This is a genomic window from Streptomyces sp. NPDC051218, assembly GCF_044455475.1.
In the GTDB taxonomy this organism is placed as follows: Bacteria; Actinomycetota; Actinomycetes; order Streptomycetales; family Streptomycetaceae; genus Streptomyces.
On record NZ_JBITEU010000015.1, the window covers coordinates 181,523 to 195,033 of the forward strand.

Here is a 13,511-nt window from a genome sequence, read left to right on the forward strand (position 1 = left end):
GGCGTTTGAGGACGCCCCCGCGCAGCGGGTTTTCGGGAAGGGGCGGGGTTGGGGACAAATCCTGTCTACCGCGAAGGATCCGCCGGATGCGGCGCAAACAAAGGCAGCTGCGACGCAAGTCGCTCCTCGCACAGCTCCGCGAGCCGGTCGTAGCCCTCCTTGCCCATCAGCTCCGTCAGCTCGGGGCGGTAGGAGACGTACACCGGGTCACCGGCGCCGTGCGCCGACGTCGCCGACGTGCACCACCAGTGCAGGTCGTGGCCGCCGGGGCCCCAGCCCCGCCGGTCGTACTCCCCGATCGACACCTGGAGGATGCGCGTGTCATCGGGCCGGTCGATCCACTCGTACGTCCGGCGGACCGGCAACTGCCAGCAGACGTCCGGCTTCGTCTCAAGCGGCTCACGCCCCTCCTTCAGCGCCAGGATGTGCAGCGAGCACCCCATGCCCCCGGCGAAACCGGGGCGGTTCTGGAAGATGCACGAGCCGTTGTACGGCCGGGTCTGGCGCTCGCCGTCGTCGTCCGTCGACACCCACCCGCTCACCGTGCCGATGTCGTGGTGCTGCCAGATGTCCGGTGTGAGCCGCGCCACGGACTCGGCGACCCGCTTCTCGTCGTCCTCGTCCGAGAAGTGCGCGCCCAGCGTGCAGCAGCCGTCGTCCGCCCGGCCCGCCTGGATGCCCTGGCAGCCACTGCCGAAGATGCAGCTCCACCGAGAGGTCAGCCATGTCAGATCGCAGCGGAAGACCTGCTCGTCGTCCGCGGGATCAGGGAACTCCACCCAGGCGCGGGCGAAGTCGAGCCCCTTCTCGTCCGGCGGCGACGTCAGCACCTTCGCCGGCTTCCCTGACTTCTTCTTCGAATTCGTTTTGTCGGTCTTCGCCTTTTTCGTCTTTGGCACGTCTCCAGGGTATGCGCGCTGTACCCGGTCCGAGCACCAGTGAGCGCCGGACGCGCAGTAGCGTTCCGTATATGAGACTCGGTGTCCTCGACGTTGGTTCGAACACGGTGCACCTGCTGGTGGTGGACGCCCACCCCGGCGCGCGCCCGCTGCCCGCGTACTCGCACAAGGCGGACCTGCGCCTGGCCCAACTCCTCGACGAGGCCGGGGCGATCGGCCCCGAGGGCGTCGACCGCCTGGTCGGCACCGTCCGCGACGCGATGGAGGCCGCGGAGGACAAGGGCGTGGAGGATCTGCTGCCGTTCGCGACCTCCGCCGTACGCGAGGCGAGCAACGCCGATCAGGTCCTCGCCCGCGTCAGGGAGGAGACCGGCGTCGACCTCCAGGTCCTCACCGGCGCCGAGGAAGCCCGCCTCACCTTCCTCGCGGCCCGCCGCTGGTTCGGCTGGTCGGCGGGAAAGCTCCTGGTCATCGACATCGGCGGGGGCTCGCTCGAGATCGCGTACGGAATCGACGAGGAGCCGGACGCGGCCGTCAGCCTGCCGCTCGGCGCCGGCCGGCTGACCTCCGCCTGGTTCCGCCACGACCCGCCGGACCCCGCCGACGTGAAGGCGCTGCGGCGGCACGCGCGCGCCCAGATCGCCCGCACGGTCGGGGAGTTCACCCGCTTCGGCGCCCCGGACCACGTCGTCGCGACGTCGAAGACGTTCAAGCAGCTGGCCAGGCTCGCGGGCGCCGCACGCTCCGCCGATGGCCTCTACGTCCAGCGCGAGCTGAAGCGCAAATCCCTGGAGGACTGGGTCCCGCAGCTGGCCGCGATGACGGCGGCCGAGCGCTCCGAGCTGCCCGGAGTCTCCGAGGGGCGGGCCGGACAGCTGCTCGCCGGGGCGCTCGTCGCCGAGGGCGCGATGGACCTCTTCGGGGTCGAGACGCTGGAGATCTGCCCGTGGGCGCTGCGCGAGGGCGTGATCCTGCGCAGGCTCGACCACCTGCCGTCGACCGGGGCGTAGACGTACGTCACACACGGCCCGGGTGCGCGGGAGAGTGTGCGGGAGACCACCCGGACCACCTCCCCCGCGTGCGGGCGCGGCCCGTACGCTGTCCCTCGTGGCAGAACCAGTGGTGCGCATCCCGGATGCGAAGGTCGCCCTGTCGACGGCCTCGGTCTATCCGGAGTCGACGGCGACGGCCTTCGAGATCGCCGCGCGCCTCGGCTACGACGGTGTCGAGGTCATGGTCTGGACGGATCCCGTCAGTCAGGACATCGAAGCCCTGCGCAGACTCAGCGACTACCACCAGATCCCGATCCTCGCCGTGCACGCGCCATGTCTCCTGATCACACAGCGCGTGTGGTCCACGGACCCCTGGGTCAAGCTCCAGCGCGCGCAGTCGGCAGCCGAGAAGCTGGGCGCGTCGACCGTCGTCGTGCACCCGCCCTTCCGCTGGCAGCGTGGGTACGCGAACGCCTTCGTCGACGGAATCTGGCGGATGGCGGACGAGACCGACGTCCGGTTCGCCGTCGAAAACATGTACCCCTGGCGCTACCGCGACCGCGAAATGCTCGCCTACGCCCCCGACTGGGACGTCACCAAGGACGACTACCGCCACTTCACGGTCGACCTCAGCCACACCGCGACCGCCCGCGCGGACGCGATGCAGATGATCGACCGCATGGGCGACCGCCTCGGCCACGTACACCTCGCCGACGGCAAGGGCTCCGCCAAGGACGAGCACCTGGTGCCGGGCCGCGGCACGCAGCCGTGCGCCGAACTCCTGGAGCGCCTCGCGACGAGCGGGTACGACGGGCACGTCGTCATCGAGGTCAACACCCGCCGCGCGATGTCAAGCGCCGAGCGGGAGGCCGACCTGGCCGAGGCCCTCGCCTTCACGCGGCTGCATCTGGCGTCCGCGGTGCAGGTGCCCCGCTCGTGACGGCTCCGGCAGCGGACGGCGCGGCTCCGCGCCGCAGGGGGCGTCCCTCCCGTACGCAGTCGGCGAAGGGCCCCGCGACGCGGGACCGCATCCTGGAGGCGGCCCGCACCGAGTTCTCCGCACGGGGGTATGAGAAGACGTCCGTGCGCGGGATCGCCAAGGCCGCCGGGGTGGACCCGGCACTCGTGCACCACTACTTCGGCACGAAGGAGCAGGTCTTCGCCTCGGCGATCGAGGAGGCCTTCGCGCCCGCGCTCGAAGCGCCCGCCGCGATCGAGGAAGGCCCGCTCGACGGCGTCGGAGAGCGCCTGACCCGCTTCATCTTCGGCGTCTGGGAGAACCCCGCGACCCGTGTACCGCTCCTCGCGATCGTCCGCTCGGCGGTGAACAACGACACGGCGGCGGCCGTCTTCCGCCGCCTCATCGCGACGCAGCTGCTGGGCAGGATGGCGAGCCGTATCGGCGGACCGGACGCGGAGCTGCGGGCGGAACTGGCGGCCGCGCAGCTGGTGGGAACGGCGATGCTGCGCTACGTCATCCAGGTCGAGCCGCTCGCGTCGGCGGACCCGGAGGCGATCATCGCGCGGATCGCGCCGGTGGTGCAGGGGCACCTGACGGGCCCCTGAGCACGCTTCTCCACGGGCCCGCTCACCGAGACAGCTGTCCCGCTATTCGGACAGCCTGTCCAGATCGTGGAGTGGCGGCGTACGCTCGAGAACAGTCGATCCTTATGTCTCTCCCGATCTCTGAAGGAGCGAGCGACGATGCCCGAGCTCAGGTCCCGCACAGTCACCCACGGCCGCAACATGGCGGGCGCACGCGCCCTTATGCGCGCCTCCGGTGTACCCGGCGCGGACATCGGGCGTAAGCCGATCATCGCCGTCGCCAACTCGTTCACCGAGTTCGTGCCGGGCCACACCCACCTGCAGCCGGTCGGCCGGATCGTCTCCGAGGCGATCGTCGCCGCGGGCGCCATCCCGCGCGAGTTCAACACCATCGCGGTCGACGACGGCATCGCGATGGGCCACGGCGGCATGCTGTACTCCCTGCCCTCCCGCGACCTGATCGCGGACTCGGTGGAGTACATGGTGGAGGCGCACTGCGCGGACGCGCTGATCTGCATCTCCAACTGCGACAAGATCACCCCCGGCATGCTGAACGCGGCCCTGCGCCTCAACATCCCGACGGTCTTCGTCTCCGGCGGCCCGATGGAGGCCGGCAAGGCCACCCTGGTCGACGGAACGGTCCGAAAACTCGACCTGGTCAACGCGATCAGCGACGCGGTCGACGAGAGCGTCTCGGACGAGGACATCCTCCGTATCGAGGAGAACGCCTGCCCGACCTGCGGCAGCTGTTCCGGCATGTTCACCGCCAACTCCATGAACTGCCTGACCGAGGCCATCGGCCTCTCCCTGCCCGGCAACGGCTCGATGCTCGCCACCCACACCGGCCGCAAGGCGCTGTACGAGCGGGCGGGCGCGACGGTCGTCGAGATCGCCAAGCGGTACTACGACGGTGACGACGAGTCGGTCCTGCCGCGCAACATCGCCACGCGCGCGGCCTTCGACAACGCCATGGCCCTGGACATCTCCATGGGCGGCTCCACGAACACGATCCTGCACCTGCTGGCCGCCGCGCAGGAGGCCGAGCTCGACTACGGCCTCGCCGACATGGACGAGGTCTCGCGCCGCGTGCCCTGCCTGGCCAAGGTCGCCCCGAACGTGGCGCCCGGCGGCACGTACTACATGGAGGACGTGCACCGCGCGGGCGGCATCCCCGCGCTGCTCGGCGAGCTGTACCGCGCGGGCCTCCTGAACGAGGACGTGCACACGGTCCACTCCAAGTCCATCAAGGAGTGGCTGGGCACCTGGGACGTCCGCGGCGGTTCGCCGTCGGACGAGGCGGTCGACCTCTGGTACGCGGCTCCGGGCTGCGAGCGCTCGGCCACGGCCTTCTCCCAGTCGAAGCGCTGGGACACCCTGGACACGGACGCCGCGGGCGGCTGCATCAGGGACGCGGCCCACGCGTACTCGAAGGACGGCGGCCTCGCGGTCCTCAAGGGCAACCTCGCGGAGGACGGCTGCGTCGTGAAGACGGCGGGCGTCGACGAGTCGATCTGGACGTTCGAGGGCCCGGCGGTGGTCTGCGAGTCGCAGGAAGAAGCGGTCGACAAGATCCTCAAGAAGCAGGTGAAGCCGGGTGACGTGGTCGTCATCCGCTACGAGGGCCCCAAGGGCGGCCCCGGCATGCAGGAGATGCTCTACCCCACGTCCTTCCTGAAGGGCCGCGGCCTCGGCAAGTCCTGCGCCCTGGTCACGGACGGCCGCTTCTCCGGCGGCACTTCGGGCCTGTCGATCGGCCACGCGTCGCCCGAGGCGGCGTCCGGCGGCACGATCGCCCTGGTCGAGGACGGCGACCGCATCCGCATCGACATCCCGAACCGCGGCATCGAACTCCTGGTCCCGGAAGCGGAACTGACGGCCCGCCGCGAGGCCCTGGGCGGCGTCTACGCCCCCAAGTCCCGGGAACGCAAGGTCTCGGCAGCGCTGCGGGCCTACGCAGCCATGGCCACCAGCGCGGACCGCGGCGCGGTCCGGGACGTGTCGAAGCTGGGCTAGGCACTTGCCTGCCGAGGGGGTATCTCAGCCCGTCCGGCGTTTGAGGACGAACTCGGCGGAGCCGGTGCATCGCGGCGGCCAAGGCCCCCGCGCCAGAGCGGGTTTTCGGGAAGGGGCGGGGTTGGGGAAGGAAAAGTCCCCAACCCCCACACCCCGCAACCGCCCCGCCACCCCCACGCGTCCACCCCTGTAAGCAAACGCGGCAGGCGGCCCAGCCCGCCGCTCCACGGGGGAGAGAAGCATGAGCGAGAACGTCATCGCGCCGGAATCCGCAGAGGCAATCGAAGCCACGGCGGCAAGAACGTACGCCCTCGCAGCAGACGTCAACGTCCGCTCGGGCCCAGGCACTTCGTACGGCAAGGTAGGCCGCCTCTCGGCAGGAACCCGAGTGACGATCCAGTGCCAGAAGCCGGGCGAGAAGGTCACGGGCCCGACCGGCACATCAAAGCTCTGGGACCGCATCGGCAGCGGCCGCTACGTCTCCGACACGTACGTCCGCACAGGCAGCGACGGCTACGTGGCCCCGCGCTGCTGATCCACCGCACGCGACGAGAGGAAGCCGAAGCCGCCGCAGTTCACCCGGACTTCGGCGGCTTCCCCGCATCGAACGAGAACACCGTGTTCTTCGCCGCCGCCACGAAGATCACCTGCCCCGAGACAGCGACCCGCGGACTCGCGTTCACCTCACCGCCAAGCCCCTCGGCCCGAGGATTCGTGCTCCACAGGACCTTGCCCCGCGGCGAGAGGGCGACCACGCGCCCGCTGGGCGAGCTGAAGTAGAGGACACCGCCGCTCGCCGTCGGCCCCGAGGCCCCTTCGACGCCCGTCTGCCGTGACCACTTCTGCCGCCCGGTGGCGGGATCCACCGCACTGATCCGCCCGGTCGGCTCCGCGAAGTAGACCGTGCCGTCGGCGGTGCCGGGCGTGGCGTTGTACGTCGTCCGCAACGGCCGGGTCGAGACCCGCCCGCTGCCCGGATCGACCCGCAGCGCCTTGTCGTACCCGAGGAACTCGGGCCCCTTCAGCCGCTGGTGAAGAAGGACGAGCCCACCCCCGGTCCCACCACCCACCGGATGCACGGGCCCCGCGACGGGGATGCCCTTGCCCAACGTCCCCGACTTGAGATCGAGGGTGTGGAGCACAGGATTGCGCACCTCGATGTTCGCGACCTGGGCGACCGGCGCGCACATCGCGTACATCCGCTGCCCCGCCGGGACCGGCGTGCACTCCGAGCCCGCGGGCACCGGCGTCGACCAGAGCATGCGCCCGCTGTGCGCGTCCCTGGCCTCGACCCGCTTACGGCCCGGCTCGACCGACAGGACCGTGGAGCCGGAGACGACCGCGTCCTGCGACCGCCCGGTGTAGATCTGGGACTGCCCGCTGATCGGCCGCGACCACAGTTCCTTGCTGGTCCGTGCGTCCAGGGCCACCAGCTGGACCGGCTTCCCGGATGACGCCACGTCGTCCGGGATGCGGTAGCCGAGGACGGTGTCGTCCGTGACCCCCGCGATGTGCATGCCCTGCATGGGCACGCCGGGGCTCTTCACCTTCCAGATCTCCTTGCCGTCGGAGATCCGCAGCCGGGTCGCGACGACTCCGCCGCCCCCGCAGAACAACGCGTCCCCGCGCGGCACGCAACGCACCTCGTCCGGGATGCCCTTGTCGTTGGGCACGGTGGTGCGCCAGGGCCGGAAGCCGTCGGGCAGGGGCGCCTCGGCGGCGGCGGCCGTGCGGTCCTTGCCGTCCTCGCCGCTGTCTCCGGCGGATGAGTCGGATGAGCCGAGCTGGAGGGCCGCGATCCCACCGCCGAGGGCGGCGACGGCGACGGCGGCGGCGAGCGCGGGACGCCAACGGCGGTGCGGTCGCGGGCTGTTGGCGGGGCCGTCCGCGGCCCCGCCCCCGAGCGACGACCCCTGATGATGCTGCGTATCGACGTCCCGAGTGCGACTGCCCCGCAGCCCCGCCGCGTCCCCCATCTCGTTCGGCAGGTCCCGCAGCCGCTCAAGAAGCTGGTCGGCCGAAGGGCGCGCGTCGGGGTCCTTGTCGAGGCAGGGTTCGACCACGGCACGCAGGGCGGCGGGGACGGCGTCCAATTCCGGCGCTTCATGGACCACTTGATAGGCCGTCATATACGGGCTGTCCGCGTCGAACGGCCCCTGCCCCGTCGCCGCGTACACCAGCAGCGTGCCCAGCGAGAAGACGTCGGACCGCGGCCCGACGCCGCGCGGCGCCTGCAACTGCTCCGGCGACATGAACGGCGGCGTACCGATGACCCGCCCCGTCATCGTCAGCGTCTGCTGGTCCGCGGCGCGCGAGATGCCGAAGTCGATGACGCGCGGCCCCTCGGGCGAGAGCACCACGTTCGAGGGCTTCAGATCACGGTGCACGACGCCCACGCGGTGGATGTCACGCAGCGCCTCCGTCAGACCGATGGCCAGCGTGCGCAGCTCCGCGCCCGCCAGCGGGCCCGTCTTGGCGATCTGCTGGGCGAGCGTGTGCCCCTCTATATAGGCCGTCGCCATCCACGGGTGCTCGGCCTCCGGATCGGCGTCGACCACGGCAGCGGTGAACGCGCCGCTCACCCGCCGCGCCGCCGCCACCTCCTGCCGGAAGCGGATACGGAACTCCTCGTCCCCCGCGAACTGCTGGTGGATCAGCTTGATCGCCACGGGCCGCCCCGACGCCGTACGCGCCAGATAGACCGTGCCCATGCCGCCCGAGCCGAGGCGTGCCTCTAGCGGGTAGCCGCCGATCTCGGCTGGATCACCTCCGCGGAGCGACACTCTCCCCGACCTCCCGTCCCGCGTGCACCGGTTCTCGCATGGGCCCGTTCACTTGTCCTGCCCCACAAACTAGCCGCCGAGTGGTACGGCAGGGCAAGGCGGGGGACGAATAGGGCTCGCCCGCCCTGTGTGCCCGCCCTGCGTCGCCGCGCCGCGGCCGTCCCGGGCGATACTCGAAGGGTGAGCGCAGATTCCAGCACCCCCGCGACCCCCGCGACCTCCCCGTCCGCGGCGACGGCCCCCGGCCCGCAGCCCGAGCCCCTCCGCTTCTTCGGCACGACCTGGGTCGCCCACGACAACGGCTACGGCGCGCGCCGCGCGGGTGTCGCGGTGGGATCGCTGCTCGCCGCGGCGGCCGGCTGCTTCGTACTGCGTTTCGCGTACGAGGGCATGGCGATCGCGGACGTGGGGTCGTTCGTGAACTTCCTCGTCCTCATCATGTTCTCGATCTGCAGCGCGATCGCCTTCCGTCGCACATGGGAGGGCTTCACCCGCCGCCACGACCCGGCATCCCAGTCGTCGATGCGCGGCCTCATGACGATCGGCTTCGTGGGCGTCTTCCTGGCGTACTTCTTCCGCAGCCTCACCGAGGCCCCCGGCGAACAACTCCACCGCGAGGAGTACGAGACGTCCCGCGAACAGTACAAAAACCGCACATCCCGCCGCACGGGTAACCCTTCCCGCAAAAAGAAGACCCGCTGACCCCCGTCAGCCCGACGCGCTCCCGGCCAGCGCGCACCCGTGCGACGCACACGGGGGACTTCCAGGAGCCGCCCGAGCACAAGCGGATCATGCGCGGTCGGTCATTGCGCAGCCGCAGGCCACAAACGCGGCTCCAGGCCCGGCCGCAAACGCCCACCCGGATCCACACCCCGGCACCCTCCCGCCCCGCCCTCGGCCCGGACGAGTCCGCGCCGATCCTCGCGGCCGAGCGCGCGCATCTGCTCGACCTCTTCCCGGACGGGACGGTGGAGGAGGCATACGCCGTGGACCTCACGGCCGTACGCAACCTGCGCCCCTCGCGGTAGCAGCGGCCCCGGCCGGGGAGGCGCGGCCCACCCTCGACCTTGACGCCCCGGGCTTCCGAGGCGCAATAATCATCACATGATGAATAACGAGGAGTCGCCCGCCATCGAGGCGAGGGATCTGACCGTCGTTCGAGGCCCCCGCACAGTCCTCCGAGGCCTGGACTTCACCGTCCCGAAAGGGCAGATCACCGGCCTCCTGGGCCCCTCGGGCTGCGGCAAATCCACCCTGATGCGCGCGACAGTCGGCACCCAGGCCAAAGTCACCGGCACCCTGAAGGTCCTCGACCAGCCGGCCGGCGCCCCCGCCCTCCGCTCCCGCATCGGCTACGTCACCCAGAACCCCTCCGTCTACGACGACCTCACCGTCCGCCAGAACCTGGACTACTTCGCCGCCGTCCTCGACCCCGGCCGAGGCCCCGCCGCCCACCGCCGGCACGAGCACGTCACCCAGGCCATCGAGGACGTCGACCTGACAACCCACGCCGACGCCCTCGCGGGCAACCTCTCCGGCGGCCAGCGCAGCCGCGTCTCCCTGGCGGTGGCCCTCCTCGGCGCCCCGGAACTCCTCGTGCTCGACGAACCCACCGTCGGCCTCGACCCCGTACTCCGCCGCGACCTGTGGAACCTCTTCCACGCCATCGCCACCGACCGAGGCACCACGATCCTCGTCTCCTCACACGTCATGGACGAGGCCGAACGCTGCCACCGCCTCCTCCTGATGCGCGAAGGCGAACTTCTCGCCGACGAGACCCCTCAGGCCCTGCGCACCCGCACCGCCACCGACACCGTCGAAGCCGCCTTCCTCCACCTGGTCGACGAGGCAGCAGGCACCCAGAAAACCCCCGACACCATCACCCCCACCGAGAGCACCGCCCCCACCAGGAGCAGCCGATGAACACCTACCGCACCCTCGCCACCGCGGCCCGTGTCCTGCGACAGCTCCGCCACGACCCCCGCTCCATCGCAATGATGCTGATCGTCCCCTGCGTGATGCTGCTCCTCCTGCGCTACGTGTTCGACGGCAACCCGCAGACCTTCGACTCCATCGGCGCCTCACTCCTCGGCATCTTCCCCCTCATCACGATGTTCCTGGTGACCTCCATCGCCACCCTCCGCGAACGGACATCAGGCACCCTGGAACGCCTCCTCGCCATGCCCCTGGCCAAGGGCGACCTCATCGCGGGCTACGCCCTCGCTTTCGGATTCCTCGCCGCCATCCAGTCCCTCCTCGCCACCGGCCTCGCCCTGTGGGCCCTCGGCCTCGACGTCACCGGCTCCGCCTGGCTGCTGCTCCTCGTCGCCCTCCTCGACGCCCTGCTCGGCACGGCACTCGGCCTCTTCGTCTCCGCCTTCGCGGCATCCGAGTTCCAGGCCGTCCAGTTCATGCCGGCCGTGATCTTCCCCCAGCTCCTCCTCTGCGGCCTGTTCACCCCGCGCGACACGATGCAGCCGGTCCTCGAAGCGATCTCGAACGTCCTCCCCATGTCGTACGCCGTGGACGGCATGAACGAAGTCCTCCGCCACTCCTCCGTCACCGGCGACTTCGTGCGCGACGCCGTCGTCGTCGCGGGCTGCGCCATGCTCGTCCTCGCCCTGGGCGCCGCCACCCTCCGTCGCCGCACGGCCTGACCCACCAGTGCGAGGATGACCGGGAGAGAACGACCCGCTGACCCGCACCCGGAGGGTGACCCACACATGCCCCAGCCCGTCGCAGTCCTCGGCACCGGCAAGATCGGCGAAGCCCTCCTCAGCGGAATGATCAGGGCCGGCTGGGCCCCCGCCGACCTCCTGGTCACCACCCGCCGCTCCGAACGCGCCGCCGAACTCCGCACCCGCTACGGCGTCGACCCCGTGAGCAACGCCGAGGCCGCCAAGCAGGCCGACACCCTCATCCTCGCCGTCAAGCCGCAGGACATGGGCCGCCTCCTCGAAGAACTCGCACCGCACATCACCCCCGATCGCCTGGTCATCAGCGCCGCCGCCGGCATCACCACCTCCTTCATCGAGGAGCACCTCGCCGAAGGCACCCCCGTCGTCCGCGTCATGCCCAACACCCCGGTCCTCGTGGACGAAGGCATGTCCGTCATCTCCGCGGGCAGCCGGGCCACCGCCGCCCACCTCGCCCACGCCGAGGAGATCTTCGGCGCCGTCGGCAAGACCCTGCGCGTCCCCGAGACCCAGCAGGACGCCTGCACGGCCCTCTCCGGCTCGGGCCCGGCGTACTTCTTCTACTTGGTCGAAGCCATGACCGACGCCGGCATCCTCCTCGGCCTGCCCCGCGACAAGGCCCACGACCTCATCGTCCAGGCCGCGATCGGCGCCGCCGTGATGCTCCGCGACAGCGGCGAACACCCGGTCAAGCTCCGCGAGAACGTCACCTCCCCTGCCGGCACCACCATCAGTGCCATCCGCGAACTGGAGAACCACGGCGTACGAGCAGCCCTCATCGCCGCCCTCGAAGCCGCCCGCGACCGCAGCCGCGCACTGGCCTCCGGCAACACCAACTGACCGCCGAGCACAGGGGCCCGGGGCCGCGCCCGGACGCGGCCCCGCACACCCCGAGCGCTGCACGCCCCTACAGCGCTACGCCCACCGGCGGCAGCAGCCCGATCGCGCGATAGGCGGTGTCCACCGTCGGCCTGGCCATCGCCCTCGCCCGCTCGGCCCCCCGTCGCAACACCTCCTCCACATACGCGGGATCCGCAACCAGCTCCTTGTGCTTCTCCTGCAGGGGCCTCAAGAGCTCCACCACGGCGTCAGCGGTGTCCTTCTTCAAAGCCCCGTACGTTTCATATACACCGCTCAAGCCCTCCGGGTTCCCACCCTCACAGGCCGCAAGGATCTCCAGCAGGTTCGCGATCCCGGGCTTGGCCTCGCGGTCGTACTCGACCTCGCTCCCGCTGTCCGTGACAGCGCGCATGATCTTCTTCCGCACGACGTCCGGCTCGTCCAGGAGATAGACGATCCCGGCCCCCGCATCGCCGGACTTCCCCATCTTCGACGCCGGGTCCTGCAGATCCATGACCCTCGCCCCCACCTTGGGATACGTGGCCCGCGGCACCACGAACGTGTGTCCGTACCGCTGGTTGAACCGCACCGCCAGATCCCGGGTGAGCTCGACGTGCTGCACCTGGTCGTCCCCGACCGGCACCTCGTCCGCCCCGTACGCCAGGATGTCCGCCGCCATCAGCACGGGATAGGTGAGCAACGACAGCCGCACACTCCCGCCCCGCGCCCGCTCAAGGACGGATTTCTCCTTGTACTGGATCATCCGCCGCATCTCGCCGTCCGTGGCGACGCACTCGAGCAGATACGACAGCCTGGCGTGCTCGTCCACATGACTCTGTACGAACACGGTGGCTCGCCCGGGATCGATCCCCGACGCGAGCAACAGCGTCGCGGCCTGCCGACTGAGCCTGCGCACCCGGCCGGGATCGTGGTCCACGGTCAGGGCGTGCAGGTCGACGACGCTGAACAGCGACTCGGCACGGTGCTGATCAACTTCTGCCCACTGGCGCACGGCGCCCAGGTAGTTCCCCAGGGTCAGGTGCCCCGTCGGCTTGATCCCGCTGAAGATCCTCGTCATCTCTCCGCCTCCTGGTCAGGCCCGCCGGCCCGACGACCGGGCTCCGGGTCCTCCAGGGGGAGAAACAAGAAACGGCCGCCAGGTCGGCAGCCGTTGAGTACATGCGCATGTACGGCCGCCGTCAGGCGGCCCACCACAGCTGGGTATGCGCATGTGTAGTCACGGCCCCAACGGTAGCCCTCGCAGGGGGCCGCGTACCAGGGTTGACACGCCTAGACCGCGTACGTAGTGTTCTCCGAGTTGTCCGGCGTGAGCGCCGACCCCTGGTCGGTCCCCGAACAACCATTCCGCACAACCATTCAAACGATCGATGCCGTGTCATCTTCGATGCCCCGTCGTCTGCTCGTTTTCATGCGCTTTTGCGAAATGAGGAATCCGCGTTCGAAAGGACGCCCCCGATTAGGTCGGGAGCCAGGATTCCGCTAAAGTCTCACTCGTCGGAACGGCCCAACAGCCGCAAAGACAAACCCCGCTGACTGGGAATCAGGCCCGAAAGGATCTGGTAGAGTCGGACTCGTCGGAAAGGGAAACGCGAAAGCCGAAAGGCCGGAGCGGGAACCGGAAAGGCACCGAGGAAATCGGACACGAAAGAGTCTGATAGAGTCGGAAACGCAAGACAGCAAGACAAAATGAAACACCGAAGGGAAGCGCCCGGAGGAAAGCCC

At 70.2% G+C, this 13,511-nt stretch carries 13 protein-coding genes; 10 read left to right on the forward strand and 3 right to left on the reverse strand.

Features of this window, described 5'->3' with window-relative positions; all coding sequences use genetic code 11:
• Positions 1-65: 65 nt before the first annotated feature.
• Positions 66-899: a hypothetical protein gene (locus ACIBCK_RS36270; RefSeq protein WP_399397251.1), complete on the reverse strand. Its 834-nt coding sequence runs from the start codon at positions 897-899 to the stop codon at positions 66-68.
• Positions 900-970: 71 nt separating this feature from the next.
• Between ACIBCK_RS36270 and ACIBCK_RS36275 the strand changes: the two genes are divergently transcribed.
• From ACIBCK_RS36275 to ACIBCK_RS36295, 5 genes are all read left to right on the forward strand, one after another.
• Complete coding sequence (locus ACIBCK_RS36275; RefSeq protein WP_399397253.1) at positions 971-1,909, forward strand: Ppx/GppA family phosphatase; 939 nt, start codon at positions 971-973, stop codon at positions 1,907-1,909.
• Between the two features lie 97 nt (positions 1,910-2,006).
• Positions 2,007-2,831, forward strand: a complete 825-nt coding sequence (locus ACIBCK_RS36280; RefSeq protein ID WP_399397255.1) for a sugar phosphate isomerase/epimerase family protein — start codon at positions 2,007-2,009, stop codon at positions 2,829-2,831.
• Positions 2,828-3,457 carry a TetR family transcriptional regulator gene (locus ACIBCK_RS36285; RefSeq protein WP_399397257.1) on the forward strand — a complete coding sequence of 210 codons (630 nt, stop codon included), beginning with the start codon at positions 2,828-2,830 and terminating at the stop codon, positions 3,455-3,457. The genes ACIBCK_RS36280 and ACIBCK_RS36285 overlap by 4 nt, the downstream gene beginning before the upstream one ends.
• 138 nt (positions 3,458-3,595) lie before the next feature.
• The gene (ilvD, locus tag ACIBCK_RS36290; RefSeq protein ID WP_399397258.1) at positions 3,596-5,449 is read left to right on the forward strand and encodes a dihydroxy-acid dehydratase; all 1,854 of its coding nucleotides are present in this window, start codon (positions 3,596-3,598) and stop codon (positions 5,447-5,449) included.
• 241 nt (positions 5,450-5,690) lie between these two features.
• Entirely contained in the window at positions 5,691-5,984 is a 294-nt protein-coding gene (locus ACIBCK_RS36295) for an SH3 domain-containing protein (RefSeq protein WP_399397260.1), read from the forward strand.
• Between the two features lie 40 nt (positions 5,985-6,024).
• On the opposite strand, the gene ACIBCK_RS36300 is transcribed toward ACIBCK_RS36295, so the two are convergent.
• The gene (locus ACIBCK_RS36300) at positions 6,025-8,232 is read right to left on the reverse strand and encodes a PQQ-binding-like beta-propeller repeat protein (protein WP_399397262.1); all 2,208 of its coding nucleotides are present in this window, start codon (positions 8,230-8,232) and stop codon (positions 6,025-6,027) included.
• Between the two features lie 180 nt (positions 8,233-8,412).
• On the opposite strand from ACIBCK_RS36300, the gene ACIBCK_RS36305 reads away from it, so the two are divergent.
• The 5 genes from ACIBCK_RS36305 to proC all read left to right on the forward strand — a co-directional run bounded on the left by ACIBCK_RS36305 (position 8,413) and on the right by proC (position 11,768).
• Positions 8,413-8,934 carry an EamA/RhaT family transporter gene (locus ACIBCK_RS36305; protein ID WP_399397263.1) on the forward strand — a complete coding sequence of 174 codons (522 nt, stop codon included), beginning with the start codon at positions 8,413-8,415 and terminating at the stop codon, positions 8,932-8,934.
• An 89-nt stretch (positions 8,935-9,023) separates the two neighbouring features.
• Positions 9,024-9,260 carry a hypothetical protein gene (locus ACIBCK_RS36310; RefSeq protein WP_399397265.1) on the forward strand — a complete coding sequence of 79 codons (237 nt, stop codon included), beginning with the start codon at positions 9,024-9,026 and terminating at the stop codon, positions 9,258-9,260.
• A gap of 76 nt (positions 9,261-9,336) precedes the next feature.
• The gene (locus ACIBCK_RS36315; protein WP_399397267.1) at positions 9,337-10,155 is read left to right on the forward strand and encodes an ABC transporter ATP-binding protein; all 819 of its coding nucleotides are present in this window, start codon (positions 9,337-9,339) and stop codon (positions 10,153-10,155) included.
• Complete coding sequence (locus tag ACIBCK_RS36320) at positions 10,152-10,889, forward strand: ABC transporter permease (protein WP_399397269.1); 738 nt, start codon at positions 10,152-10,154, stop codon at positions 10,887-10,889. Before ACIBCK_RS36315 ends, ACIBCK_RS36320 begins: the two co-directional genes overlap by 4 nt.
• A gap of 66 nt (positions 10,890-10,955) precedes the next feature.
• On the forward strand, positions 10,956-11,768 hold the full coding sequence (gene proC / locus ACIBCK_RS36325) for a pyrroline-5-carboxylate reductase (protein ID WP_399397270.1): 813 nt from the start codon (positions 10,956-10,958) through the stop codon (positions 11,766-11,768).
• A 67-nt stretch (positions 11,769-11,835) separates the two neighbouring features.
• Here the strand turns inward: proC and trpS are convergent, their stop codons facing one another.
• Positions 11,836-12,846, reverse strand: coding sequence for a tryptophan--tRNA ligase (gene trpS / locus ACIBCK_RS36330; protein WP_399397272.1), 1,011 nt, complete (start codon positions 12,844-12,846; stop codon positions 11,836-11,838).
• Between the last annotated feature and the right edge of the window lie 665 nt (positions 12,847-13,511).